This window comes from Pseudomonas donghuensis (assembly GCF_000259195.1).
GTDB lineage: Bacteria > Pseudomonadota > Gammaproteobacteria > Pseudomonadales > Pseudomonadaceae > Aquipseudomonas > Aquipseudomonas donghuensis.
In genome coordinates this window covers 288,840-313,350 of record NZ_JH650757.1, presented here as the reverse complement: position 1 = coordinate 313,350, position 24,511 = coordinate 288,840, and the positions used below count along the sequence as shown (strand labels likewise).

Sequence of the window (24,511 nt, the reverse complement as noted above, 5' to 3'; positions counted from 1 at the left end):
CCTGCCCTGCCACAGAGATGCCCGATGCCCCACGCCGACCTCGACGCCAGCCTCCACCCCTGGCCAGACCTGAACGCCAGTCAGCCGTGCAGCGGCCTGCTGCTGGGCAACGGCGCCAGCCGTGCGCTGTGGCGACCCTTCACGTATTTTTCGCTGTTCGAAGAAGCCCAGCGGGTGCGGCACAAACCCCTGAGCCTGACTGACCAGGCGCTGTTCAAGTCGCTGGGCAGCGAGCTGTTCGAACCGGTGCTCAGTGCCCTGAACACTACGGTACGGATCAACGCCGCGCTGGCGATCAGCGCGTCGGCGCCGCTGAACCGCTACTACGCGATCAAGGAAGCGCTGATCCATGCCATTCGCAGTGTGCACATCCCTTGGCGCATGCTGCCGAGCCAGACGTTACTGCTGATCAACCGCGAGCTGGGCAATTACCAGAGCGTCTACTCAAGCAACTACGACCTGATCTGCCATTGGGCCGCCAGCCAGGCACCGGAAGGCTTTCAGCAGTTGTTCGATGAAGACGGCGACTTCGATATCCGCCGCACCCGCAGCCCCGGCACACGCCTGCTGTACCTGCACGGCGGCCTGCACTTGCTCAAGCAGCAGGATGGCAGCACCCGCCAGCGCAGTGCCACCGACAGCCAGTTGCTCGATGGCTTTGCCGTCAACACCCCGGGCGATGTGCCGCTGTTCGTCAACGAGAGCAGCAGCGACGACAAGCTCAAGGCCATCCGCAGTTCCGACTACCTCAGTTGGGCCCTCGGTGAGCTGGCGGGGCACCGGGGCGGGCTGTGCATCTTCGGCCAGCACCTGGACAGCACTGACCGCCATCTGCTGGAGGCGCTCAAGCAGGCGCGCCCGACGCACCTGGCCATCGCCATCCGGCCGTTGAGCGACGCCTCGATCATCAGCCAGAAGCAGCACTACCTGCAGCGTTTTGCCGACATGCCCGAGCTGCCACTGTACTTTTTCGACGCCAGCAGCCACCCGCTGGGCGCGCCCGGGCTGGACGTCCCGGTACCGGTTCCAATCCGCAAGCGGCGTTGATGGGCGACAAAAACAGGCATGGTAAATAGCAATTATTATCGATACCATTTGCAACCTTTCTCTCCGGTCCGTCCTGGAAAGCTTGCATGCCGCGCCCCAAACCCGACCCTTTTACCCACGAAACCTGTCGCGGGTTCTATGCCGATATCCTGCATTTTTTGCGCAAGCGCATGGACAATGCCAACGATGCCGCAGACATGACCCAGGACGTGTTCACCCAGTGGCTGGGCTATCGCGACCGCGCGCAGGTCGAGCAACCACGGGCGTTCCTGTTCCAGATGGCACGCAACCTGCTCAGCGATCACTGGCGCCGGCAGAAGGTGCGTCACAGTGTGCTCGACGAACAAGCCCAGGCCAGCGAACAGACACCGGCCGACACCAGCAGCGACCCGCTCAAGCATGCCCAGCAGCAACAACACCTGGAACAATTGAAACTTGTCCTCGCCGAACTCTCGCCGCGCCGCCGCGAAGCCCTTATGCTGCACCGCTTCGAAGGTTTGACGCAGGCGCAGATCAGCGCGCGCATGGGCATTTCCGTGAGCATGGTGGAAAAGCACATCGCCGCGGCCCTGCTGCATTGCAAGCAACGTCTGGACAGTGACAACGGCATGGAGCAGCCAGAATGACCCCCACTCCTGAAATCGATAAGCGCAGCATCGATGCCCAGGCGGCCAGCTGGTTTACCCGTAACCGCAACGACCGCTCGCGCGAATCACGCAGGGCCTTCGCCCAGTGGTTGCAGCACCCCGAGCATGCCCGCGCCTATGCCCAGTTCGAACAACTCTGGGATGACCTGGCCGCGCTCAAGAGCCTGAACAAACCGGTCGCCCTGCCCAGCCGCAAACCGCTGCGCTGGCGTCCGGCGCTGGCCGTGGCCGCCGGGCTGGTGTGCGCCGTGCTGGCGGCCAACCTCGGCCTGCCGAGCCGCCATCATCAGCAACAACTGGCCGTGCAAAGCGAACGCCCGCAGCACCTGGCCCTGCCGGATGGCAGCCAGCTGGAGGTCAACGCCCGCACCCGGCTGAGCCTGAGCTTCGACAACGAGCGCCGGCTGATTCGCCTCGACCAGGGCCAGTTGTACATCGACGTGGCCGCCGACAAGGAGCGCCCGCTGTTCATCGATGCCGGCAATGCGCGGGTACGGGTGGTCGGCACCGGGTTCGATCTGCGCCGCGGCCAGCAGGAGCTGGTGCTCAGCGTCGCCCACGGCCAGGTGGCCCTGGAAACCCCCGGCGAGAATCGCCCGCCAGTGCTGTTGAGCGCCGGCCAACGGGCCATCTACGACCTGGCCCGCGGCAGCCTCAACGTCCAGAACCTCAGTACTCAGGAGGTGGCCGACTGGCGCAGCGGCCATGTGAGCTTTCGCAACCGCGAGCTGGCCAGCCTGATCGATGAGCTGTCGCTGTACCGCTCGGCGCCGGTGCTGCTCGCCGACCCGGCGCTGGGCCGCTACAAAGTCTCGGGCAACCTCGACGTCAATGACCCGGATGCCGTGCTCAACGCCCTGCCGGCGCTGCTGCCGATCAAGGCGGTAAACCTGGCCGACGGCCGCCTGCGGATCGAACGCAAAGAGTAATTTGAGAATATTTTTCATTCGCATATGAGGGTTTTCCGCAGCCCTGCGTCTTCCTCCCGTCTGCGTAATCACTGCAGGCCTTTTCTGGCCTTTGTTGCCATATTGGGGGGTTTCATCTTGCGTGCGTTTGCTCCGTTCAAGCCGTTGTCTGTTCGTCCTTCACTGCTGGCCGCGTGCCTGGCCCTGAGCCTGCAGGCCCAGGCCGCACCATTGCAACTGAACCTGCCGGCGCAGCCGCTGGCAGCGTCGCTGAGCCAACTGGCGCAGCAGGCCAAACTGCAGCTGCTGTTTGACGAATCCTTGCTCAACAGCGTCCAGGCCCCGGCCCTGCAAGGTGCTTACGAACCGCTCGAGGCGATCAGCCAGTTGCTGCACAACAGCCGCTTTGCCCTGGTCAAGGTCGGCAACACCTATGTGGTGCGCCTGCGCGAAGACGACGCCACCGCCGACAACAGCATCCAGCTCGGCGCGGTAAGCGTGGTAGGCGACGGCCAGCAGGTCGACCCGAGCACCGTCGGCCGCTCGACCCTGACCCAGGAAGACATCGACCGCTACCAGCCGAGCAACATCCCCAGCGTGCTCTCGACCCTGCCCGGGGTGAACATGGGCGGCTCGGCCAAACCCGGCGGCCAGACCATCAATATCTGGGGCCTGGGTGATGCCGAAGACGTGCCGATGACCGTCGATGGCGCGACCAAGAGCGGCTTCGAGCGCTACCAGCAAGGCACCGTCTTCATCGAGCCGGAGCTGATCAAGAACATCGAGGTGGAAAAGGGCCCGCACTCGATCTACACCGGCAACGGCGGCTTCGGCGGCAGCGTCAACATGACCACCAAGGACGCCCCCGACCTGCTCCAGGACGGGCGCAACAGCGGCGCCATGCTCAAGTATGGTTACGCCAGCAACGACCATCAGCAGGTCTACAGCTCGGCGTTATTCGGCCGCACCGACGATGGCCGCATGGACGCCCTGGTGTACCTGACCAAGCGCGACGGCGACGACATGAAGCTGGCCGGCACCCTGCCCGACCCCGAAGGCCGCTACCCGATCAACCCCCAGCGCCTGCCCAACAGTGCCCTGGACCTGGACGGCGCGCTGCTCAAGGCCAACCTGCACTTCAACGACGAACACAGCCTGGGGTTCTCCTGGTCGCGCTCGGAGAGTGAGCGCTGGGCGCCGTTCTCCTCCACCGCCTATCCGACCCCGCCGACCCAGTCGGACATCAACCGGTTCGGCTACAAGAATGCCCTCAAGCGCTTCCTGGCCAACCGCACGACCACCGACACCACCTGGTCGACCACCTACAAGTACCAGCCAGTGAACAACCCGCTGATCGACCTGCAGGTTAAGTATTCGGAGTCCGACACCCTGCAGACCGACGAGCGTGACGCCACCGCGTTCTTCCAGCCGTCCACCGGCGGGCGCAAGATGGACACCGAGTACCAGGACCAGATGCTCGATGTACGCAACACCAGCCTGTTCGCCACCGGCCCGCTGGAACACGCCTTCACCAGTGGCTTGCAGATCCGTCACCACGACCGTGACACGCAGATGTGGATGCCCGGCAAAAGCTACGAGATCCCCAAATACAACAACGGCCATTACCAGCCGTACTTCATGCCCAGCGGCACCGTCGACAGCCAGGGTTACTTCATCCAGGACGCCATCACCCTTGGTGATGTGACCATCACCCCGTCGCTGCGCTACGACCATGTCGCCAACAAAGGTAAGCCAAACCAGGCGCCGTATTACAACGTTGTCGCAAACGGCCACGACTACAGCGAGAAAACCTACACCGGCTGGTCACCGCGCCTGTCGCTGTTCTGGAAAGCCACCGCCAACACCGCCTTCTTTGCCGATTACAGCAAGACCTGGCGCGCACCGGTGCTGGATGAACAGTACGAAGTCCAGGGCCTGGGCAGTCGCACCGCCAGCAGCCGCAACCTCGACCCGGAACGCATCACCGCCCTGCGAGCCGGTAACGTTACCGACTTTGCCAACGTTTTCACTGCCGACGACAGCATGCAGATCCGCACCACGCTGTTTCGCAATGAAATCAAGGACGAGATCTTCAAGGCCACCGGTATCGGCTGTGAAGCACAACTGGCCAAGGGCGAAAACATCTCCGATGCCTGCGGTAAAGGCTTGATGTCCAATTACCGTAACCTCAAGGGCGTGACCATCAAGGGCTTCGAGGTCGAAAGCTTCTACGACTCGACCTACCTGTTCGGCTCGGTGTCCTACTCGTGGATGACCGGCCGCCATGAAGGCGCCTACACCAACCCCTGGGGGCCGGACGTCTGGGCCAAGGACATTCCGGCGCCGAAATGGATCACCACCCTGGGGGTGAAGATCCCCGGCTGGGACGCCAAGGTCGGCTGGCAGGCGCAGTTCGTACGCAAGACCGACCGCCTGCCGAGCGACAACTACCGTGAAGGCCCGGCCAGTGCCCTGGGTGACCGCTACTACGACCACTACGCCAACGACGACTATCAGCTGCACGGCCTGTTCGCCAACTGGAAGCCGCAGCAGCCTTACCTCAAAGGCACCGAGGTCAACCTGACGGTGGATAACCTGTTCAACAAGGACTACCGCTCCGAGCTCAGTGGCGAATATGCCTACAGCCAGGGCCGGAATGCCAAGGTCAGCATCACCCGTTTCTTCTGACGCAACTGTACGGATGAACTTGTTAGCAACTGTAACAAGATCATCCGCCGCGCCTGTGGCTCAATGAGTGGACTTCTCTGCCACAGGCGTCCTGTATGTCCAGCCGCGAAAACACCGGGATGGTCCTTGGCCTTCTCGGTGTGATTATTTTCAGCCTGACCCTGCCCATGACCCGCATCGTCGTGCAGGAACTGCACCCCTTGCTCAATGGCCTGGGCCGTGCGTTGCTGGCGGCGATTCCGGCAGCGGCGCTGCTGCTCTGGCGTCGGGAAAAATGGCCGACCTGGGCACAGATCAAGGGCCTGAGCCTGGTGGCGCTGGGGGTGATCCTGGGGTTTCCGGTGCTCTCGGCCTGGGCGATGCAAAGCGTGCCGGCGTCCCACGGCGCGCTGGTTAACGGCCTGCAGCCCTTATGCGTGGCGGTGTACGCCGCCTGGCTGTCCCATGAGCGACCGTCGAAGGCTTTCTGGGCCTGCGCGGCATTGGGCAGTGCGCTGGTGCTGGCCTACGCGATGATCATGGGCGCCGGGCAGATCCAGGCCGGTGACCTGCTGATGCTCGCAGCGATTGCCGTGGGCGGCCTGGGTTATGCCGAAGGCGGCCGCCTGGCGCGGGAAATGGGCGGCTGGCAGGTGATCTGCTGGGCGCTGGTGCTGTCGGCACCGCTGTTGCTCGGGCCGGTGCTCTACCTGGCCTTGCAGCATCAGGGGCCGGTGAGTGCAAAAGCCTGGTGGGCCTTCGGCTACGTGTCGCTGTTCTCGCAGTTCATCGGCTTCTTTGCCTGGTACGCCGGGCTGGCCTTGGGCGGCATTGCCCGGGTGAGCCAGATCCAGTTGCTGCAGATCTTCTTCACCATCGCCTTGTCGGCGTTGTTCTTTGGCGAACAGGTCGAGCCGATTACCTGGGTGTTTGCCGCCGGGGTGATTGCGACAGTGGTGCTGGGGCGCAAGACGCGGGTGCATCCTGCGCCTGTGCGGGGGCTGGGCTGACGCTATCGCGGGTCAAGCCCGCTCCCACAGGATGGTGATGATCTCTGTGGGAGCGGGCTTGCCCCGCGATGCTATCAGGCAGGGATCAAGCCATCGGCCCGCAGCAAGGTTTCCAGGCAATGCTCCTTGACCCCATAGAACGCCTTGAGCTGCTGGATCTTCTCCAGCAGCGCTGACGCCTCAACCGGCGCCTGGCGCTTGACCGCCAGGATCATCTTGTTCTTGTTGGTGTGCTCCAACGAAATGAACTCGAACACCTTGGTCTCGTAGCCACAGGCTTCCAGGTACAACGCGCGCAAGCTGTCGGTGAGCATTTCGGCCTGCTGGCCCAGGTGCAATCCGTACTGCAGCATCGGCTTGAGCAGGCCCGGGCTGTGCAGTTGCGGGCGAATCTGCTTGTGGCAACACGGCGAGCACATGATGATCGCCGCGCCGCAGCGGATGCCGGTGTGGATCGCGTAATCGGTGGCGATGTCGCAGGCATGCAGGGCGATCATCACCTCGATGGCGCTGGGCACCACGCTGCGTACATCACCGCATTCGAACACCAGGCCCGGATGCTCCAGGCGCGAGGCCGCGGCATTGCACAGCTCGACCATGTCCGCGCGCAGCTCGACGCCGGTCACCTGCGCTTCACGCTGCAGGGTATGGCGCAGGTAGTCGTGGATGGCGAAGGTCAGGTAGCCCTTGCCCGAGCCGAAGTCGGCCACCCGCAGCGCTTGGTCGGCGGCCAGCGGCGCCGAATTCAGGGCGTGGGAGAACACTTCGATGAACTTGTTGATCTGCTTCCACTTGCGCGACATCGCCGGGATCAACGCTTGTTGCTTGTCGGTCACGCCCAGGTCCTGCAAGAACGGCCGGCTCAGTTCCAGGTAGCGCTTCTTCTCCCGGTCATGCTCACCGGCCGGCACCTGGCGCGCCTGCTGCACGGCGCTGCGGTGGAGCATCGGCTTGCCCTTCTTGCTGAATTCCAGCTGCGCTTCGTCGCTGAGGCTAAGCAGGTGGGCGTTGCGAAACGAGGCCGGGAGCAACTCGTCGACCAGCGCCAGCGCTTCGTCGTTGCCCAGGTTGCGGGTGATGTCGCGGGTCTTGTAGCGGTAGACGAACGACACGCAAGCCTGGCCCTTGACCGTCAGCGGCTTGGCGATGATGCGCTGCAGGGTTTCTTCGTTGCCGACAGGGCGCGCCAGCACCAGCTTGATCAGGGCGTTCTGTTCCAGGCTGGTGGCGAGCAGGCTCAGAAACTGCGCACGCGCATCCGGCGCGGCCTGGGCGGTGGAGGAATCGGACATCGGGAAAGGGTGCCTCGGGTTGCGGAGGGGGCGCAGGTAGGCGCAGTGCCGGGAATTTTACGTGGATGCGCTTTCCCTGCACAGCTTTTGTCGACCGCCGCCGCGGCTAACCGAGCACCACCAGGCGATTGGGCAGCTCGTTGCGCTCGTGGGTCAGCGGCACGTGGGTACTGAGCAGCTCGCCGCAGGCCTCGATACAGCTGACAAAGCCCTGCAACGTCTGGCCCTGGCGCACCTGCTGGGTAAAGCGCCTGACGATGGCCTCCCAGACCTGGTTGTCCAGGTGCCGGGATATGCCCTCATCGACGAGGATTTCGACATAGCGCTCGGCCTCGCTGACAAAGATCAGCATGCCGGTACCGCCCACGGTATGGTGCAGGTTCTGCTCGAGAAACTGCCGCCGGGCCAGGTTCGCCGCACGCCAGTGGCGCACCGAACGGGGGATCAGGCGGGTGGTCAGGGCCGGGATGCGGAACAGCAGGCACAGGGCAATAAACGTCAGCCACTGCACGATCAGCAAACTGTGCACGCTCATCCAGCCGCTCAGGTAATGAATGATGCCTGGCACCACCAGGGCCAGCAGGCTTGCCCACAGCAACGGGATATAGGCGTAGTCGTCGGCACGGCTGGCCAACACCGTGACCAGTTCGGCGTCGGTGTGACGCTCGACCCGGGCAATGGCTTCAGCGACCTGGTGCTGTTGATGTTCAGTAAGCAAAGTCATGTGCTGCGGTTCTCGTTGTTGATCATTTACCAGCCACCCGACGACCCACCACCGCCAAAGCCGCCCCCGCCACCGCTGAAGCCCCCACCGCCTCCCCCGCCGCCGCCAAAGCCACCGCCGCCGTAGCCACCGCCGAAACCGCCGCCCATGCCGCCGCGCCCGCTACTACCGAGACCAAGCGACTGCAGGGCGAACACGACAACGATCAACAGGATGAACAAGCCGATGGCCCAGGCCGGCGCCCCGTCTTCGGCATCATTGCCCAACGCCCGTGACGGTTCGGCCAACGGGTTGCCGCCGAGTACCTGAAGGATCGCCGCCGTACCCTGGACAATGCCCTGGCTGTATTCGCCACGGCGAAACGCCGGGGTGATGATGCGATTGATGATCACCGAGGACTGCGCATCCGTCAGGCGCTCTTCCAGGCCGTAGCCGACTTCGATGCGCAGCTTGCGTTCCTGAGGGGCGACGATCAACAGTGCGCCGTTGTCCTTGCCCTTCTGGCCGATGCCCCAGTGGCGGCCGAGCTGATAGCCGTAGTCTTCGATGCTCTGCCCCTGCAAATCCGCCAGGGTCACCACCACGACCTGCTCGCCAGTGCCCTGTTCATGGGCCTTGAGCATGCTGTCGAGCTGGCTGCGGCTGGCACCGTCGAGCAGGCCGGCGTTGTCCACCACCCGCCCGCTCAGCGCCGGAAAGCTCAACTCGGCGCGCAGCGGCGTAGTCAACAACAGCGCCAACAACAGCCCGAGCGTGAACAGCCGCATCAGAATTTCACTTCAGGCGCTTTGTCGGCATCGGCGCTAGTGGCCTCGAAGTTCTCCCGGATCGGCATGTCGCTGTACATCACGCTGTGCCAGATGCGCCCAGGGAAGGTACGGATCTCGGTGTTGTAGCGCTGCACGGCGGCGATGAAGTCCTTGCGCGCCACGGCGATACGGTTCTCGGTACCTTCAAGCTGCGACTGCAGGGCGAGGAAGTTCTGGTTGGACTTGAGGTCCGGGTAGCGCTCGGACACCACCATCAAGCGGCTCAGCGCCCCGGTCAGCTGCGACTGGGCCTGCTGGAACTGGCGCAACTTCTCGGGATCGTCCAGGGTGCTGGCATCGACCTGGATCGAGGTCGCCTTGGCCCGGGCTTCTATGACCGCGGTCAGGGTTTCCTGCTCCTGCTTGGCGTAGCCTTTGACCGTTTCGACCAGATTGGGAATCAGGTCGGCGCGGCGCTGATACTGGTTCTGCACCTGGGCCCAGGCGGCTTTTACCTGCTCGTCATAGTTGGGGATGTTGTTGATCCCGCAACCGGCCAGCAGGCTGCCAAGCATCAGCAGCAACCACAGGCGTACGCCCTTGTAATGAATTACCTGCATGTTGCTACGCTCCTCGATCGCCGTGATGCACCGGACTTGAGGCATAATCCGTCGTCGCCGCTGGATCGGAATCGCCCAATCGGCTAAAAGATGCCCCAGCAAACTACAACAATAGCCGCTTCCCCAACTTCGGCTGGGCAGTATCACCGTGAACACTGCCGTAAGCCTTGAGAACAGAATTCATGAACAAGCTGTGTTTGCTGGGTCTGGTTGTCAGCCTGGCCAGTCAGTCGGCCTATGCCGATACCTCTGCCGCCCCGCTGCAGGACAAGCAGGCGTTCATCGCCAACCTGATCAAGCAGATGACCCTGGATGAAAAGATCGGTCAGTTGCGCCTGATCAGCATCGGCCCGGAAATGCCCCGCGAAATGATCCGCAAGGAAATTGCCGCCGGACGTATCGGCGGTACCTTCAACTCGATCACCCGTGCGGAAAACCGGCCGATGCAGGACGCCGCCGCCAAGAGCCGGCTGAAGATCCCGATGTTCTTCGCCTACGACGTGATCCACGGCCACCGCACGATCTTCCCGATCAGCCTGGGCCTGGCCGCCAGCTGGGACATGGACGCGATTGCCAAGGTCGGCCGGGTGTCCGCCCTTGAAGCGGCCTCAGACGGCATCGACATGACCTTCGCGCCGATGGTCGACATCGCCCGTGACCCACGCTGGGGCCGCACCAGCGAAGGCTTTGGCGAAGACACCTACCTGGTCTCGCGCATTTCCAAAGTGATGGTCGAGTCCTTCCAGGGCCAGAGCCCGGCCGCACCGACCAGCCTGATGGCCGCGGTCAAGCACTTCGCCCTGTACGGCGCGGTGGAAGGCGGCCGCGACTACAACACGGTCGACATGAGCCCGACCAAGATGTTCAACGACTACCTGCCGCCCTACCGCGCCGCCATCGATGCCGGTGCCGGCGGAGTGATGGTTGCGCTGAACTCGATCAACGGCGTGCCGGCCACCTCCAACACCTGGTTGATGAACGACCTGCTGCGCAAGGACTGGGGCTTCAAGGGCGTGACCGTCAGCGACCACGGGGCAATCACCGAACTGGTGCGCCACGGCGTTGCCCGCGATGGCCGCGAAGCCGCCAAGCTTGCAATCAAGGCCGGCATCGACCTGAGCATGAACGACTCGCTGTACGGCGAAGAACTGGCCAGCCTGCTCAAGGCCGGTGAAGTCGACCAGGCCGATATCGACAACGCCGTGCGCGAAGTGCTCGGTGCCAAATACGACATGGGCCTGTTCGAAGACCCGTACCGGCGTATCGGCAAGGCCAGCGACGACCCGGCCGATACCTATGCCGACAGCCGCCTGCACCGTGCCGAAGCCCGTGACGTGGCACGCCGCAGCCTGGTCCTGCTGGAAAACCGCAAGCAGACCCTGCCACTGAAAAAAGCCGGCACCATCGCCCTGGTCGGCCCGCTGGCCGATGCCCCGATCGACATGATGGGCAGTTGGGCCGCCGCCGGCCGCCCGCATCAGTCGATCACCGTGCGCGAAGGCATGCGCCAGGTCCTCGGTGACAAGGCCAAGGTCATCTACGCCAAGGGCTCCAACGTCACCCACGACAAGGCCATCCTCGATTACCTGAACTTCCTCAACTTCGATGCCCCGGAAATCGTCGACGACCCACGCCCTGCCGCGGTGCTGATCGACGAAGCGGTCAAGGCCGCCAAGCAGTCCGACGTGGTGGTCGCGGTGATCGGCGAGTCGCGTGGCATGTCCCACGAATCGTCCAGCCGCACCACCCTGGAAATCCCCGCAGCCCAGCGCGAGCTGATCAAGGCCCTGAAAGCCACCGGCAAACCGCTGGTGCTGGTGCTGATGAACGGCCGGCCGCTGTCGCTGGCCTGGGAGCGCGAACAGGCCGATGCCATCCTGGAGACCTGGTTCAGCGGCACCGAAGGCGGCAACGCCATCGCCGATGTGCTGTTCGGCGACTACAACCCGTCGGGCAAGCTGGCCATCACCTTCCCGCGTTCGGTCGGGCAGATCCCGATGTACTACAACCACCTGAGCATCGGCCGCCCCTTCACCCCGGGCAAGCCAGGCAACTACACCTCGCAGTACTTTGAAGAGCCGAACGGCCCGCTGTACCCCTTCGGCTACGGCCTGAGCTACAGCGACTTCAGCCTCTCGAACCTGAGCCTGTCGAGCAAAACCGTGAAACAGGGCCAGGACCTGGACGCCAGCATCGTGGTCAAGAACACCGGCAAGCGTGACGGCGAGACCGTGGTGCAGCTGTACCTGCAGGATGTGACAGCGTCCATGAGCCGCCCGATCAAGGAGCTGAAGAACTTCCACAAAGTCATGCTCAAGGCCGGCGAGGAACGCACCCTGCACTTCACCATCAAGGCCGACGACCTGAAGTTCTACAACGGCCAACTGCAATGGGCAGCCGAGCCGGGTGAGTTCCGGGTCCAGGTCGGCCTCGACTCGCAGGCCGTGCAACAACAGAGCTTCGAGCTGCTGTAACAACGTTGCCATGCTCCAAGGGAAGGCCAGGAGGCCTTCCCCACTGCCGGGACTTGCACCATGCCTTCTTCCTTTCGCGCCCTGCGTCTGGGCCTGATTCTGTTCTTCATCCTCGCCGGCACGCTGTTGACCGCAGGCTGGGCCATGCACCACGCCAAGCGTCAGTCGATGGTCGAGGATGCCCGTCGGGCCAGTGAGCAGTTGGGGCTGTATGCCAACTCGCTGCACACCCTGATCGAACGTTACCGCGCCCTGCCGGCGGTGCTGGCCCTCGACCCGGAACTGATCAGCGCCTTGCGCGGCCCGGTTGCAGGCCCGGTGCAGGATGCCCTGAACCGCAAGCTGGAGCGCATCAACGGTGCGGCCAATTCCTCGACCCTCGAGCTGCTCGACCGCACCGGCCTGGCCGTGGCCGCCAGCAACTGGCGCCTGCCCAGCACCTATGTTGGCTCCAACTATGGTTTCCGGCCGTATTTCAAACAAACCCGCAGCCAGGGCAGCGGCCGCTTCTATGCGGTCGGCGTGACCAGCGGCGTGCCGGGGTATTTCTTGTCCAGCGCGGTGCAGGATGAAAACAGCCGCTTCCTCGGTGCCATGGTGGTCAAGCTGGAGTTCCCCGAGCTTGAGCGCGAGTGGCGCCAGGGCAGCGATATCCTGTTGGTCAGCGACGCCCGCGGGATCATCTTCATCGCCAACCAGGACGGCTGGCGCTACCGCGAGCTGCAACCGCTGACCAGCGCCGACCGCGCCGAGCTTGCCGCCACCCGCCAGTACGACAAGCAACCGCTGGTGCCGCTACAGCACCATATCCTCAGCAGCTTCGACACCAACAGCCACCTGATGCGTGTGCAGGGCCCGGAGGGCAACACCGACTACTTGTGGGAAAGCCTGCCACTGGAGGCCGAGGGCTGGACCCTGCACCTGCTGCGCAAGCCGCAGGTCAGCGAAGACGGTCGCAACGCCGCGCTGGCTGCCGCCGCAGTGTGGTTGAGCCTGGTCTTCGCCTTGTTGTTCATCAGCCAGCGCTTGCGCCTGGCACGCTTGCGCCAGCGCAGCCGTGAAGAACTCGAACGCCTGGTCGAAGCCCGCACCCGCGACCTGCGCACCGCCCAGGAGGGCCTGGTGCAATCGGCCAAGCTGGCGGCGCTTGGGCAGATGTCCGCGGCGCTGGCCCACGAGATCAACCAGCCGCTGACCACCCAGCGCATGCAGCTGGCAACCCTGCGCCTGCTGCTCGATAACCAACGCCTGGATGAAGCACGCCAGGCCCTGGAGCCGCTGGAGCAGATGCTCACGCGCATGGCGGCCCTCACCGGGCACCTGAAAACCTTCGCCCGCAACAGCCCCAGCGGCCTGCGCGAACGCCTGGACCTGGCCACCGTGGTCGACCAGGCGCTGCAACTGCTCGAGGCGCGCATTCGCGCCGAGGACGTCAGCGTCGCCCTGTACCTGGCCCGCCCGGCCTGGGTACGCGGCGATGCAATACGCCTTGAGCAAGTGCTGATCAACCTGCTGCGCAACGCCCTGGATGCCATGGCCGAAAAGAGCTACAAACGCCTTGAGGTGCGCATCGATGCCGAACAGGAGCACTGGCGCCTGAGCGTGCTCGACAGCGGCGGCGGTATCCCTGCCGAACACCTGGCCAGTGTCTTCGACCCGTTCTTCACCACCAAGCCGGTGGGCGAAGGCTTGGGCCTGGGCCTGGCGATTTCCTATGGCATCATTCACGAAGCCGGCGGCCGCCTGCAGGTCGAAAACCAGCCCGGCGGCGCCCGTTTCAGCCTGACCTTGCCTATGGACCCGGAACCCGCATGTTGAACTCAGTGATGGTCGTCGACGATGAAGCCAGCATCCGCACAGCCGTGGAGCAATGGCTGAGCCTGTCCGGCTTCAACGTGCAACTGTTCAGCCGTGCCGAAGACTGCCTGCAGCAACTGCCGATGCACTTCCCCGGGGTGATCCTCAGTGACGTGCGCATGCCCGGCATGGACGGCCTGCAGTTGCTCGAGCGACTGCAGGCCAGTGATGCCGACCTGCCGGTGATCCTGCTCACCGGTCACGGCGATGTGCCGATGGCAGTCGAGGCCATGCGCAATGGTGCCTACGACTTTCTGGAAAAACCCTTCAGCCCCGAAGCGCTGCTCGGCAGCCTGCGCCGGGCCCTGGAAAAACGCCAGCTGGTGCTGGAGAACCGCCGCCTGCATGAACAGGCCGACCTCAAGGCGCGCCTGGAGGCGAACCTGCTGGGCGTGTCCCAGGGCATGCAGCACTTGCGCAAGCAGGTACTGGACCTGGCCAACCTGCCGGTCAACGTGCTGATTCGTGGCGAAACCGGCAGCGGCAAGGAGCAGGTCGCACGCTGCCTGCATGACTTCGGCCCGCGCGCCGGCAAGCCCTTCGTTGCCCTCAACTGCGCGGCGATCCCCGAGCAGTTGTTCGAGGCCGAGCTGTTCGGCCATGAAAGCGGCGCCTTCACCGGTGCCCAGGGCAAGCGCATCGGCAAGCTCGAATACGCCAATGGCGGCACGGTGTTCCTCGACGAGATCGAAAGCATGCCACTGGCCCAGCAGGCCAAGCTGCTGCGCGTGTTACAGGAGCAGAAACTCGAACGCCTGGGCGCCAACCAGAGCATCAGCGTCGACCTGCGGATCATCGCCGCGACCAAACCCGACCTGCTCGAAGCAGCCCGGGCCGGGCGCTTTCGCGAAGACCTGGCGTATCGCTTGAACGTTGCCGAATTGCGCCTGGCGCCGTTGCGCGACCGCCGCGAAGACATCCCGCTGCTGTTCAGCCACTTTGCCCGCCTGGCCGCCGAGCGCGTCGGCCGCAGCGCGCCGGTACTCAGTGGCGCGCAGTTGGGCAAGCTGCTCGGTCACGACTGGCCGGGCAACGTTCGTGAACTGGCCAACGCCGCCGAACGTCATGCCCTGGGGCTGGGCGAGCCGGCAGCAGCAGAAATCGAAGCCGGGCAATCGCTGGCCGCCCAGCAGGAAGCCTTCGAAGCCCAGTGCCTGCGCGCCGCCCTGAGCCGGCACAAGGGCGAGATCAAGGCCGTGATGGAAGAGCTGCAACTGCCGCGGCGCACCCTCAACGAGAAGATGCAGCGCCACGGCCTGCTGCGCGAAGATTTTCTCGGGCCTACCTGATCGACCCAACGGGTCGCCATAAGCGGATTTTTGCCGACCCACTCATTTGAATAGGCGGATTTCCGCTCATCATATCCGTACAACCCTTCTAGACCGGGCCTCCAGCATCTGGCACAGCTTCTGCTATAGCCCTGGCAGGCTGCGTTTCGGCGCGCTCCACAAAAACAACTATGAAGGTCCCTTCGATGGATAACTCCACCACCCTGCCAACCGGGGCGGCCATTGCGCCCGCCGCGGTAAAAACCACCCGAAGCCGACTCAAGTCGATTTTCAGCGGTTCGATCGGCAACATGGTCGAATGGTACGACTGGTACGTTTACGCCGCGTTTTCCCTGTATTTCGCCAAAGCCTTCTTCCCCGCCGGCGACACCACCGCACAACTGCTCAACACCGCCGCGATCTTCGCCGTGGGCTTTTTGATGCGCCCGATCGGCGGCTGGCTGATGGGTATCTACGCCGACCGCAAAGGCCGCAAGGCTGCGCTGATGGCCTCGGTATTGCTGATGTGCGCAGGCTCGCTGGTCATCGCCCTGACCCCAGGGTATGAAACCATCGGCGTCGCCGCACCGGTGCTGCTGGTCATCGCCCGCCTGATGCAAGGCCTGTCGGTGGGTGGCGAATATGGCACCTCGGCCACCTACCTCAGCGAGATGGCCACCAAGGAGCGCCGTGGCTTCTTCTCCAGCTTCCAGTACGTGACGCTGATTTCCGGCCAGCTCATCGCCCTGGCGGTGCTGATCATCCTGCAGCAGACCCTGACCACCGAACAACTGTATGCCTGGGGCTGGCGCGTACCTTTCGTGATCGGCGCCCTGTGCGCAGTGGTCGCCCTGTACCTGCGCCGCGGCATGGAAGAAACCGCCTCCTTCACCAAGAAGGAAAAGTCCAAGGAAAGCCTGATGCGCACCCTGATGCGCCATCCGAAAGAGCTGGCCACCGTGGTCGGCCTGACCATGGGCGGCACCCTGGCCTTCTACACCTACACCACCTACATGCAGAAGTACCTGGTGAACACGGTGGGCATGAGCATCACCGACTCGACCACCATTTCGGCGGCCACCCTGTTCCTGTTCATGTGCCTGCAACCGATCATCGGCAGCCTCTCCGACAAGATCGGCCGGCGCCCGATCCTGATCGCCTTCGGCGTATTGGGCACCCTGTGCACCGTACCGATCCTGACCACCCTGCACACCATCCAGACCTGGTGGGGCGCGTTCTTCCTGATCATGGCGGCGCTGATCATCGTCAGCGGCTACACCTCGATCAACGCCGTGGTCAAAGCCGAGTTGTTCCCTACCGAAATCCGCGCCTTGGGCGTTGGCCTGCCGTACGCCCTGACCGTGTCGATCTTCGGCGGTACCGCTGAGTACGTGGCGCTATGGTTCAAGAGCATCGGCATGGAGAGCGGTTTCTACTGGTACGTGACTGCCTGTATCGCCTGCTCGTTGCTGGTGTATGTGTTCATGAAGGACACCCGCACGCATTCGCGGATCACCACTGACTGATCCCAGTCATCGGCAGAAAAAAGGGGGCATCCGCCAGCGGATTGCCCCCTTTTTTTGTTTATGGCGCTTTAACCCGCAATTAATCCCACACCCTCAATCTTCACTCATAGCGTAGACCGCATCGCCTGCATCGCTGGCAAGGCCAGCTCCCACAGGTCCGTGCATGGCCTTGCCGGTGATGAGGGCGAACTGTCGCCACATACATCTATTTTTTAGATTCTTATACGTTATTTTTTGCGCTTTTTAATCAATTTTATCAGCGTAGCATTACACCCATAGAAACAAACAACCCCTCAGCACCTCGGAGCAACGACCATGAAAAACAAACTGATCCTGACCCTGGCCTTCTCGGTACTGGCTGCCAACGCATTCGCCGAAGACGGCTTCGACCGTACCAACAGCCACAACTTCAGCGCCGTGAAAAGCCAGTCGGCTACCTATGCAGAAGACGGCTTCGATCGCACCGGCGGCGCCAAATTCGCCGAAGACGGCTTCGATCGCACCCAGGTCCACCGCATCAGTTAAGCGCTGATGTGACGCAGTCAGCCCGGCTTCGGCCGGGCTTAGTCATTTTCAGCAAGGCAAAGCCTTGGCACACTAGCGGCCTACTCACAGGGAAGGCCTTCGGGCCAGCGCAGATGTATTACTACGAACCGGCAAAAGGCCACGGCCTGCCCCACGATCCGTTCAATGCCATCGTCGGCCCACGCCCGATTGGCTGGATTTCCTCCCAGGACGCCGAAGGTCGCCTGAACCTGGCGCCCTACAGCTTCTTCAACGCCTTCAACTACATTCCACCGATCATCGGTTTCGCAAGCGTCGGGCGCAAAGACAGCCTGAACAACATCGAGCAAACCGGCGAGTTCGCCTGGAACCTGGCCACCCTGCCGCTGGCCGAGGCCATGAACCAGAGCTGCGCGGCAGTTGCGCCGCAGGTCGATGAGTTCACCCTGAGCGGTCTGACCCCGGTGGCGTCAAAAGTGATTGCCGTGCCGCGGGTGCAAGAGAGCCCGGTGTCGTTCGAATGCAAGGTGACCCAGATCATCCAGCTGCAGCGTGCCGACCAAGCGCTGGTGCCGAGCTGGCTGGTGCTGGGTGAGGTGGTGGCCGTGCATATCGCCGAGCATCTGCTCAAGGACGGCATCTATGACACCGCTGCGGGCCAGCCGATCCTGCGTGGCGGCGGCCCGGCGGATTACTTCGAACTGGGCAACCTGTTCAAGATGGCCCGCCCGCAGGTCAACGGCTGAGTTACCAGACCAGCTCGGCGTCGTCATCGACGCCCTGCAGGCGCTCAAGTTCGGCGCAGGCCGCTTCATCAGCAGCCAGGGCGGTGTTGAAGGTCTGCTCTACCAGGACCTTGTGAAAACGCGGCGCCCCGGAGGCCCCCAGGCCTTTGACGGCGATGGCGGCGTGGTAGCCGTCGTCGCCGCGTACGGCTGCCGATACTGCTTCGAACCGGGAAAATTCTTTACGTGCCATGTGCCTCGAGTCCACATCAATTGCCAGAAGCCGCCATTCTAACCTGCGCAAGGCGAGCCGAAGGTATGCAGGTCGAGGCTGTCGACTACCCGCGCCTGCACCAGCTCGCCGAACAGCTCAAGAGTCGGTGACGCGAAGTAGCCGCTCATCGATTGCTGATCGCGCCAGAAACCGCTGAGCAGCCACAGGTCGGCGTCGGCCTGGGAGCGTTGCAGGCTGAATTTCAGGCAGCCGGGAGCCTGGCGCGACGGTTCCAGCAGATCACGCAGGCGCGCGCCGAGTTCTTCTGAACGACCGCTGCTGGCCCGGATAAATGCGAGGTGGGTGACCGAATGTGTCGAGGTCATGAGCGTTTCTCCATGTGCAGCCAGATGAAATTGCCAGGCTGCACAGGTTAGGCCACACGCCCGCGCGGCGGTTAGGCGATTCCTGTCGAGCGCTTGCCTGATCCTGCGCGCCCTGCAGGATCAGGCAAGCGGGCGGCAGCTTTCGACTAGCGCCGTGGCTTGCACAAACCTATCCTGCAGTCGTTCTCCCTGGAATCGTCCCCATGCCCGCCATCGACCCTGACCGCCTGATCCTCGACCCCGCCCTGGAGCAACAGCGCCAGGAGCTGGCCGACCTCATCCAGCACCACGCCCCCCGTCAGTCTGGCGTCGAGTCGGCGGTCGAGGACCTGTTTCTGGTGCGCTATGAAGAAAGCGTGCGCTCGATGCCCGCCCTGGCGGAGCCTGCGTTGTGCATCCTGGCCCATGGCAGCAAGGAGGTATGCCTGGGTGACGAGCGCTATGTCTACGACCCGCTGCATTACATGGTGGTGTCGGTGGCGCTGCCGATCAGTGGCGTATTGCTGGAGGCCAGCCCGGAAAACCCCAGCCTGGGCGTACGCCTGAACATCGACCCGGCGCAGATCAACAACCTGCTGGCCGATGCCGGCCCCCTCGGTGTGCCGGCTTTGCCGTCGGGCCGTGGGCTGTATGTGGAGCGTACCGACCCGCTGTTGCTCGATGCCCTGCTGCGCCTGATTCGCCTGCTCGACTCGCCGAAGGACATCCCGATCCTCGCACCGCTGATCCAGCGCGAGATTCTCTATCGGTTGCTACGCGGCCCGCAGGGTTACCGGCTGTACGAAATTGCCATGGCCAACAGCCAGACCCACCGGGTGTGCCAGGCCATCGAATGGCTCAACCAGCACTTTCATCGGCCGCTGCGCATTGATGACCTGGCGCGCGAGGTCAACCTCAGTACCTCGACCCTGCATCACCGCTTCAAGGCAGTGACCTCAATGAGCCCGTTGCAGTACCAGAAGCAGTTGCGCCTGCAGGAAGCGCGGCGGCTGATGCTCAACGACGGGCTTGAAGCAGCGGTGGCGGGCTATCGGGTGGGCTATGAAAGCCCGTCGCAGTTCAGCCGGGAGTACAGCCGCTTGTATGGGGCGCCGCCGGTGCGGGATTTGGCCAGGTTGCGCAGTGCGCTCTAGATAGCTATCGCGGGTCAAGCCCGCTCCCACAGGGCATAGCATCGAACCTGTGGGAGCGGGCTTGACCCGCGATGAGGCCTACACCGCCCTGACCACGTGCTTGATCTCCTGAAACGCACTCAAGCCCCAAGGTCCCAGCTCCCGACCCAGGCTGCTCTGTTTGTACCCACCCCAGGCCGTCTGCGGGAAGATCACCTGCGGTGCGTTGATCCACACCACCCCCGCCTGCAAGGCATTGGCAATCCGCTCGGCGGCTTGCAAATCACGGCTGAGCACGCTGGCCACCAGGCCGAACTCAGTGTCATTGGCCAGTGCCAGCGCCTCGGCTTCAGTGGCAAACGCACGTACGCACAGCACCGGACCGAAGATCTCCTCACGCCACAGAGCACTGTCCAACGGCACCTCGGTAAACACCGTGGGGCTGACGAAATAACCACAAGGCAGCTCTGCCGGCCGTGAGCCACCACAGAGCAGCTGCGCACCCGCTTGCAGGCCCGCCGCAATATGCGCTTGTACCCGCTGGTACTGAGCCTGATTGACCAACGGGCCCATTTCGCTTTCGCCGCTGAACGGCTCGCCCACGCGGATCGCTTCGGCCCGGGCCTTCAGCGCATCGATAAATGCCGGGTACAGGGCTTGGGCGACCAGTACCCGGCTGGTGGCCGAACACATCTGCCCGGCATTGAAGAAACCGCCCAGGCAGGCCAGCTCCACCGCAAGCTCAAGGTCGGCGTCGTCCAGCACCAGCAACGACGACTTGCCGCCCAGTTCCAGGCTCACGCCCTTGATCGTCTGCGCCGCGCGCTGCATGACCTGCACCCCTACCGCATTGCTGCCGGTGAAGGAAATCTTGGCAATTCGCGGATCGGCCGCCAACGGCGCGCCCACTGCCTGCCCGGTACCACAGACCAGGTTGAACACCCCGTCCGGCAGCCCCGCTTCGGCGATGATCGCCGCCAGTTCCAGCTCGGCCAATGGCGTGATTTCCGAAGGCTTGAGCACCACGCAGCAGCCTGCCGCCAGGGCCGGCGCGAGCTTCCAGGCGGTGGTGACCATGGGGAAGTTCCACGGCACGATCAGACCCACCACCCCGCACGGCTCGCGGCGCACCCGGGCGACAAAATCCTCGCTGGGCAGCGCCACCGAGCGATCGCGCCCGAGGTTGTCCGCCAGCTCCGCGTAATAACGGAAGGTGGCGACGACATCATCGACATCGATGTGGGCTTCAGCCAGCGGCTTGCCATTGTTGCTCGCTTGCAACTGCACCAGGCGCTCGCGGCGCGCTTCGACGCCCTCGGCAATGGCCCGCAGGATGGCCGCACGGGTCGGCCCGCTGGACGTAGACCATTGAACAAATGCCGCGCGGGCCACCAGCGTCGCCCGCTCGACCGCCGCCGCGTCGCCACCGGCTACCTCGGCCAACACCTGTTCATTGCTCGGGTTGATCACCGTCAGCACCTGGGGGCCATGCTGCCAGACACCTTCGATATAGACACCAGGCAGCTTGATCATGCGGGCACCGCCCGCATCCAGGTGGCCTGGTCGATTTCGATCAGGCTCGGGCCTTGGCGATCGCACGCCTGGCGCAATGCTTCGCGCAGTTGTGCGACATCGCCGACCGACTCGGCGCTGCAGCCCAGGGCCTTGGCCACGCCGATGAAATCAGGGGTGTAGATGTCGACGCCGACCGGCTCGATGGCGCGGTTGACCATGTAGCGCTTGATCTCTTCGTAGCCCTGGTTGTTCCACAGCAGCACGATCAGCGGCACCTGCGCCTCGCGGGCACTGGCCAGTTCCGGCAGGGTGAATTGCAAACCGCCGTCGCCGATCAGGCACACCACCGGCGCGCGATCGGCCGGCGCTTCAGCGCTGCCCAACCAGGCGCCCATGGCCGCCGGCAGCGCGTACCCCAGGGTGCCATAACCGGTCGAAGCGTTGAACCAGCGCCGCGGCTGGTCCATGTCCAGGGTCAGGTTGCCGGTGTACACCGGTTGCGTCGAATCACCGACCAGCACGGCACCCGTCAGGGTTTCGACAAGGGTGGTGAGCATGCGCGTCTGGCTGCGCATCGGCAGGTCGCGATCGGCCTCCAGCACTCCACGCAAGCGCGCGGCACGGGCCGCGCCCCACTCGGCGCCGCGCACTGGTGCCGGTTGCTCGGCCAGGGCCACCAGCAAGGCCTGGGTGGCGAGGGTCGAATCGGCAACCAGGGCGACTTTCGGCGGATAGTTGCGCACGGTCTGGTCGGGGTCGATATCGATGCGCAGCAGCTCGCCCGGGATCTCGAAGCCGCCCTTGAAGGTCACGTCGTAGTCGGTCTCGGCAAGCTCGGTACCGATCGCCAGCACCACATCGGCCTCGGCGACCAGGGCACGGGTGGCCACCAGCGACTGGGTCGAGCCGATCTGCAGCGGGTGGCAGGCCGGCAGCACACCCTTGGCATTGATAGTCAGCGCTACCGGCGCCTGCAGGTACTCGGCCAGGCGGGTCAACGCGGCGCTGGCCTCGATGGCGCCACCACCGGCGAGGATCAGCGGCCGGCGGGCAGCCGCCAGCATGGCGGCCATTTGTGCCACTGGCGCGGGGGCGGCCCCGGCGCGGGCGATACGCACCGGGGCGCAGGCCAGCAGGTGATCGGCGTCCTCGATCAGCACGTCCAGCGGAATTTCGATATGCACCGGGCGCGGACGCGCGCCGTCGAACACGGCAAAGGCACGGGCCAGTACCGACGGCAGGTCATCGGCGCTCATCAGGGTGTGGGAAAACGCAGCTACACCGGCCACCAGGTTGCTCTGCGCCGGCAACTCATGCAGTTTGCCGCGCCCGCCGCCCAACTGGTCGCGCGACTGCACGCTGGAGATCACCAGCATCGGAATCGAATCAGCATAGGCCTGGCCCATGGCGGTGGTGATGTTGGTCATGCCCGGGCCGGTGATAATAAAGCACACGCCTGGCTTGCCACGGGTACGCGCATAGCCGTCAGCCATGAAGCCGGCGCCTTGCTCATGGCGCGGGGTGATGTGCCGGATGCGCGAGCTTGCCAGCCCGCGATAGAGTTCCACTGTATGCACGCCGGGAATGCCAAAGACATGGTCTACGCCATAGCCTTCAAGGAGTTTGACCAGTACTTCGCCGCAAGTCGCCATGATCGTCTGCCTGTCATTGTTCGGGAAACAGGCTGTATTGGACCGCCCGACAGCTACCTGCACAATGCAAAAAAGCTCATACTAGCCATGTTCTCAAATCATGGCTCAAGCCGATGAAACGCCTGCCTCCACTGCCTGCCCTGCACACCTTTCTAGTCACCGCCCAGTGCTGCAACTTCACCCGCGCCGCGCAACTGCTGCACATCACCCAAGGCGCGGTGAGCCGGCAAATTGCCGGGCTGGAGGACCACCTCGGTTATCCGCTGTTTCTGCGCCAGGCCCGTGGCCTGAGCCTGACCCGCGAAGGCCAGGACTGGCTGCCGCGGGTGCAGCAGGTGTTCACCTTGATCGAGGAAGGGGTGCAGCAGGTGGGTGCGCGTAGCACCACCTTGCAGCTCAAGGCACCGACCTGCGTGATGCGCTGGCTGCTGCCGCGCCTGATGGAATGGCAGGCGCTGCGCCCGGATGTGCCGGTGGAGCTGACCACCACGGTGCAGCATGGGGTGGATTTTCGTCGGGAAGTGTTCGACGCGGCGGTGGTCTATGGCGCCCGGCCCAACCATGGCCTGCAGACCCTGAAGCTGTTCGATGAACAACTGACGCCGGTGTGCGCGCCGCAACTGCTGAACGGCGCCCTGCCCTTGCAGCAGGTCGCGGATCTGGACCTGCACATGCTCCTGCACCCGACTCGCGATCAACGCGACTGGCATGCCTGGTTCGATGCCGCCGGGGCGAGCCTGCCCCGGCAAGGCAAGGGCCAGCATTTCGAAACCCTGGACATGGCCATGTCGATGGCTTCCCAGGGTACCGGTGTGGCCATCGGCGACTGGTCGCTGATCGCTGATGACCTCAAGTGCGGGCGGCTGGTGACGCCGTTCCCGCTCAAGGTCAGCACCGGCCAGGCCTATTACCTTGTGCGGCCACAAGGCTCGGCTTCAGCGGCGTTGCTGGAGCTGCTCGCGTGGTTGTGCGAGCAGGCCCAGGCCCCTCAGTAACCGACCGTGAAACGCTGGCGCGAGTGCGCCGGCGTCTCCACTTCATCGAGCATGGCAATGGCGTAGTCGGCAAAGCTGATCCAGCTCTTGCCATCGGCACCGATCAACAGGTGATCCTTGCCCAATTTGTAAGCGCCGCTGCGGGCACCTTCGACGAATTCGGCCGAAGGTGACAGGAAGGTCCAGTCCAGTTCCTTTTCCTGGCGCAGGATGTCGAGGTAGTGACCACCGGCGGTAGCTTCAGCCTTGTAGGCCTCGGGAAAATCCGGGCTGTCGATGACCTTGTGCCCCGACGGCAGCAGCAGGCTGCCCGCCCCGCCCACCACCAACAGGCGCTTGACCCCGGCACGCTTCACCGGCTCGATGATGGCCTGCGGTTTGATGCTGGAAAAGTGCGCGGCGCTGAGCACCACGTCATGCCCCGCGACGGCCTGTTCCAGGGCGGCGGCGTCGCTGACGTCCAGCGCTACGGCGTTCACCCCTTCGCGCCCCTGCAGTTTCGAGATGTCGCGGGCAATGGCGGTAACGCGATGGCCGCGGCGCAGGGCTTCTTCCAGCAACTGGCTACCAGCACGGCCGGTAGCACCGATGATTGCGATCTTGCTCATGGGAAATCTCC

Annotated in this window: 21 protein-coding genes and 1 pseudogene; 13 read left to right on the top strand and 9 right to left on the bottom strand. The window is 64.0% G+C overall.

Annotated features, from left to right (window positions below; translation table 11 throughout):
- The first annotated feature begins 24 nt into the window (after positions 1-24).
- The 5 genes from UW3_RS0103740 (at position 25) to UW3_RS0103720 (ending at position 6,279) form a co-directional block, all read left to right on the top strand.
- Positions 25-1,047: a DUF4917 family protein gene (locus tag UW3_RS0103740; protein WP_010220939.1), complete on the top strand. Its 1,023-nt coding sequence runs from the start codon at positions 25-27 to the stop codon at positions 1,045-1,047.
- Between the two features lie 86 nt (positions 1,048-1,133).
- A complete protein-coding gene (locus tag UW3_RS0103735) occupies positions 1,134-1,673 on the top strand; it encodes an RNA polymerase sigma factor (RefSeq protein ID WP_010220938.1) in 540 nt (179 codons plus the stop codon).
- Complete coding sequence (locus UW3_RS0103730; protein ID WP_010220937.1) at positions 1,670-2,623, top strand: FecR family protein; 954 nt, start codon at positions 1,670-1,672, stop codon at positions 2,621-2,623. The genes UW3_RS0103735 and UW3_RS0103730 overlap by 4 nt, the downstream gene beginning before the upstream one ends.
- A 114-nt stretch (positions 2,624-2,737) precedes the next feature.
- Positions 2,738-5,290: a TonB-dependent receptor gene (locus tag UW3_RS0103725; protein WP_420220023.1), complete on the top strand. Its 2,553-nt coding sequence runs from the start codon at positions 2,738-2,740 to the stop codon at positions 5,288-5,290.
- A 95-nt stretch (positions 5,291-5,385) separates the two neighbouring features.
- Complete coding sequence (locus UW3_RS0103720; protein WP_010220935.1) at positions 5,386-6,279, top strand: DMT family transporter; 894 nt, start codon at positions 5,386-5,388, stop codon at positions 6,277-6,279.
- A 74-nt stretch (positions 6,280-6,353) separates the two neighbouring features.
- On the opposite strand, the gene UW3_RS0103715 is transcribed toward UW3_RS0103720, so the two are convergent.
- The 4 genes from UW3_RS0103715 to UW3_RS0103700 all read right to left on the bottom strand — a co-directional run bounded on the left by UW3_RS0103715 (position 6,354) and on the right by UW3_RS0103700 (position 9,664).
- On the bottom strand, positions 6,354-7,571 hold the full coding sequence (locus UW3_RS0103715; protein ID WP_010220933.1) for a class I SAM-dependent methyltransferase: 1,218 nt from the start codon (positions 7,569-7,571) through the stop codon (positions 6,354-6,356).
- A 106-nt stretch (positions 7,572-7,677) separates the two neighbouring features.
- Positions 7,678-8,295 carry a TPM domain-containing protein gene (locus UW3_RS0103710; protein WP_010220932.1) on the bottom strand — a complete coding sequence of 206 codons (618 nt, stop codon included), beginning with the start codon at positions 8,293-8,295 and terminating at the stop codon, positions 7,678-7,680.
- Between the two features lie 26 nt (positions 8,296-8,321).
- Complete coding sequence (locus UW3_RS0103705) at positions 8,322-9,062, bottom strand: TPM domain-containing protein (RefSeq protein ID WP_010220931.1); 741 nt, start codon at positions 9,060-9,062, stop codon at positions 8,322-8,324.
- Positions 9,062-9,664 (bottom strand): LemA family protein, encoded by a 603-nt coding sequence (locus UW3_RS0103700; RefSeq protein ID WP_010220930.1) that lies wholly within the window; start codon positions 9,662-9,664, stop codon positions 9,062-9,064. Before UW3_RS0103700 ends, UW3_RS0103705 begins: the two co-directional genes overlap by 1 nt.
- Positions 9,665-9,846: 182 nt before the next feature.
- Here UW3_RS0103700 and bglX point away from each other — a divergent pair, with 182 nt between their 5' ends.
- The 6 genes and pseudogenes from bglX to UW3_RS0103670 all read left to right on the top strand — a co-directional run bounded on the left by bglX (position 9,847) and on the right by UW3_RS0103670 (position 18,039).
- Complete coding sequence (bglX, locus tag UW3_RS0103695; RefSeq protein WP_010220929.1) at positions 9,847-12,138, top strand: beta-glucosidase BglX; 2,292 nt, start codon at positions 9,847-9,849, stop codon at positions 12,136-12,138.
- 60 nt (positions 12,139-12,198) lie between these two features.
- Positions 12,199-13,956, top strand: coding sequence for an ATP-binding protein (locus UW3_RS0103690; RefSeq protein ID WP_010220928.1), 1,758 nt, complete (start codon positions 12,199-12,201; stop codon positions 13,954-13,956).
- A complete protein-coding gene (locus UW3_RS0103685) occupies positions 13,950-15,284 on the top strand; it encodes a sigma-54-dependent transcriptional regulator (protein ID WP_010220927.1) in 1,335 nt (444 codons plus the stop codon). Before UW3_RS0103690 ends, UW3_RS0103685 begins: the two co-directional genes overlap by 7 nt.
- A 185-nt stretch (positions 15,285-15,469) precedes the next feature.
- Positions 15,470-16,789: an MFS transporter gene (locus tag UW3_RS0103680; protein ID WP_010220926.1), complete on the top strand. Its 1,320-nt coding sequence runs from the start codon at positions 15,470-15,472 to the stop codon at positions 16,787-16,789.
- A gap of 315 nt (positions 16,790-17,104) precedes the next feature.
- Positions 17,105-17,311: pseudogene (locus UW3_RS0103675) on the top strand (heme utilization protein); the annotation flags it as partial.
- A 116-nt stretch (positions 17,312-17,427) separates the two neighbouring features.
- Positions 17,428-18,039: a flavin reductase family protein gene (locus UW3_RS0103670; protein WP_010220924.1), complete on the top strand. Its 612-nt coding sequence runs from the start codon at positions 17,428-17,430 to the stop codon at positions 18,037-18,039.
- A 1-nt stretch (position 18,040) separates the two neighbouring features.
- On the opposite strand, the gene UW3_RS0103665 is transcribed toward UW3_RS0103670, so the two are convergent.
- Positions 18,041-18,271, bottom strand: coding sequence for a hypothetical protein (locus UW3_RS0103665; RefSeq protein WP_010220923.1), 231 nt, complete (start codon positions 18,269-18,271; stop codon positions 18,041-18,043).
- A gap of 38 nt (positions 18,272-18,309) precedes the next feature.
- Positions 18,310-18,618 (bottom strand): antibiotic biosynthesis monooxygenase family protein, encoded by a 309-nt coding sequence (locus UW3_RS0103660; RefSeq protein WP_010220922.1) that lies wholly within the window; start codon positions 18,616-18,618, stop codon positions 18,310-18,312.
- Between the two features lie 203 nt (positions 18,619-18,821).
- Between UW3_RS0103660 and UW3_RS0103655 the strand changes: the two genes are divergently transcribed.
- Positions 18,822-19,751 carry an AraC family transcriptional regulator gene (locus UW3_RS0103655; protein WP_010220921.1) on the top strand — a complete coding sequence of 310 codons (930 nt, stop codon included), beginning with the start codon at positions 18,822-18,824 and terminating at the stop codon, positions 19,749-19,751.
- Positions 19,752-19,829: 78 nt separating this feature from the next.
- On the opposite strand, the gene UW3_RS0103650 is transcribed toward UW3_RS0103655, so the two are convergent.
- Entirely contained in the window at positions 19,830-21,263 is a 1,434-nt protein-coding gene (locus UW3_RS0103650) for an aldehyde dehydrogenase family protein (RefSeq protein WP_010220920.1), read from the bottom strand.
- A complete protein-coding gene (locus tag UW3_RS0103645) occupies positions 21,260-22,897 on the bottom strand; it encodes a 5-guanidino-2-oxopentanoate decarboxylase (RefSeq protein ID WP_010220919.1) in 1,638 nt (545 codons plus the stop codon). Before UW3_RS0103645 ends, UW3_RS0103650 begins: the two co-directional genes overlap by 4 nt.
- 113 nt (positions 22,898-23,010) lie before the next feature.
- Here UW3_RS0103645 and UW3_RS0103640 point away from each other — a divergent pair, with 113 nt between their 5' ends.
- Positions 23,011-23,892, top strand: coding sequence for a LysR substrate-binding domain-containing protein (locus UW3_RS0103640; protein WP_010220918.1), 882 nt, complete (start codon positions 23,011-23,013; stop codon positions 23,890-23,892).
- Here the strand turns inward: UW3_RS0103640 and UW3_RS0103635 are convergent.
- Positions 23,886-24,500 (bottom strand): NAD(P)-dependent oxidoreductase, encoded by a 615-nt coding sequence (locus UW3_RS0103635; RefSeq protein WP_010220917.1) that lies wholly within the window; start codon positions 24,498-24,500, stop codon positions 23,886-23,888. The two genes, UW3_RS0103640 and UW3_RS0103635, sit on opposite strands and share 7 nt — an antisense overlap.
- Between the last annotated feature and the right edge of the window lie 11 nt (positions 24,501-24,511).

What these genes read in the sequence shown, in the direction of transcription:
- UW3_RS0103670 (WP_010220924.1), top strand. Translation starts at nt 17,428, where the DNA reads ATGTATTACTACGAACCGGCAAAAGGCCACGGCCTGCCCCACGATCCG.
- UW3_RS0103680 (WP_010220926.1), top strand. Translation starts at nt 15,470, where the DNA reads ATGGATAACTCCACCACCCTGCCAACCGGGGCGGCCATTGCGCCCGCC.
- bglX (WP_010220929.1), top strand. Translation starts at nt 9,847, where the DNA reads ATGAACAAGCTGTGTTTGCTGGGTCTGGTTGTCAGCCTGGCCAGTCAG.
- UW3_RS0103690 (WP_010220928.1), top strand. Translation starts at nt 12,199, where the DNA reads ATGCCTTCTTCCTTTCGCGCCCTGCGTCTGGGCCTGATTCTGTTCTTC.
- UW3_RS0103635 (WP_010220917.1), bottom strand. Translation starts at nt 24,500, where the DNA reads ATGAGCAAGATCGCAATCATCGGTGCTACCGGCCGTGCTGGTAGCCAG.
- UW3_RS0103660 (WP_010220922.1), bottom strand. Translation starts at nt 18,618, where the DNA reads ATGACCTCGACACATTCGGTCACCCACCTCGCATTTATCCGGGCCAGC.
- UW3_RS0103715 (WP_010220933.1), bottom strand. Translation starts at nt 7,571, where the DNA reads ATGTCCGATTCCTCCACCGCCCAGGCCGCGCCGGATGCGCGTGCGCAG.
- UW3_RS0103735 (WP_010220938.1), top strand. Translation starts at nt 1,134, where the DNA reads ATGCCGCGCCCCAAACCCGACCCTTTTACCCACGAAACCTGTCGCGGG.
- UW3_RS0103640 (WP_010220918.1), top strand. Translation starts at nt 23,011, where the DNA reads ATGAAACGCCTGCCTCCACTGCCTGCCCTGCACACCTTTCTAGTCACC.
- UW3_RS0103645 (WP_010220919.1), bottom strand. Translation starts at nt 22,897, where the DNA reads ATGGCGACTTGCGGCGAAGTACTGGTCAAACTCCTTGAAGGCTATGGC.
- UW3_RS0103710 (WP_010220932.1), bottom strand. Translation starts at nt 8,295, where the DNA reads ATGACTTTGCTTACTGAACATCAACAGCACCAGGTCGCTGAAGCCATT.
- UW3_RS0103665 (WP_010220923.1), bottom strand. Translation starts at nt 18,271, where the DNA reads ATGGCACGTAAAGAATTTTCCCGGTTCGAAGCAGTATCGGCAGCCGTA.
- UW3_RS0103740 (WP_010220939.1), top strand. Translation starts at nt 25, where the DNA reads ATGCCCCACGCCGACCTCGACGCCAGCCTCCACCCCTGGCCAGACCTG.
- UW3_RS0103720 (WP_010220935.1), top strand. Translation starts at nt 5,386, where the DNA reads ATGTCCAGCCGCGAAAACACCGGGATGGTCCTTGGCCTTCTCGGTGTG.
- UW3_RS0103700 (WP_010220930.1), bottom strand. Translation starts at nt 9,664, where the DNA reads ATGCAGGTAATTCATTACAAGGGCGTACGCCTGTGGTTGCTGCTGATG.
- UW3_RS0103705 (WP_010220931.1), bottom strand. Translation starts at nt 9,062, where the DNA reads ATGCGGCTGTTCACGCTCGGGCTGTTGTTGGCGCTGTTGTTGACTACG.
- UW3_RS0103655 (WP_010220921.1), top strand. Translation starts at nt 18,822, where the DNA reads ATGCCCGCCATCGACCCTGACCGCCTGATCCTCGACCCCGCCCTGGAG.
- UW3_RS0103685 (WP_010220927.1), top strand. Translation starts at nt 13,950, where the DNA reads ATGTTGAACTCAGTGATGGTCGTCGACGATGAAGCCAGCATCCGCACA.
- UW3_RS0103730 (WP_010220937.1), top strand. Translation starts at nt 1,670, where the DNA reads ATGACCCCCACTCCTGAAATCGATAAGCGCAGCATCGATGCCCAGGCG.
- UW3_RS0103650 (WP_010220920.1), bottom strand. Translation starts at nt 21,263, where the DNA reads ATGATCAAGCTGCCTGGTGTCTATATCGAAGGTGTCTGGCAGCATGGC.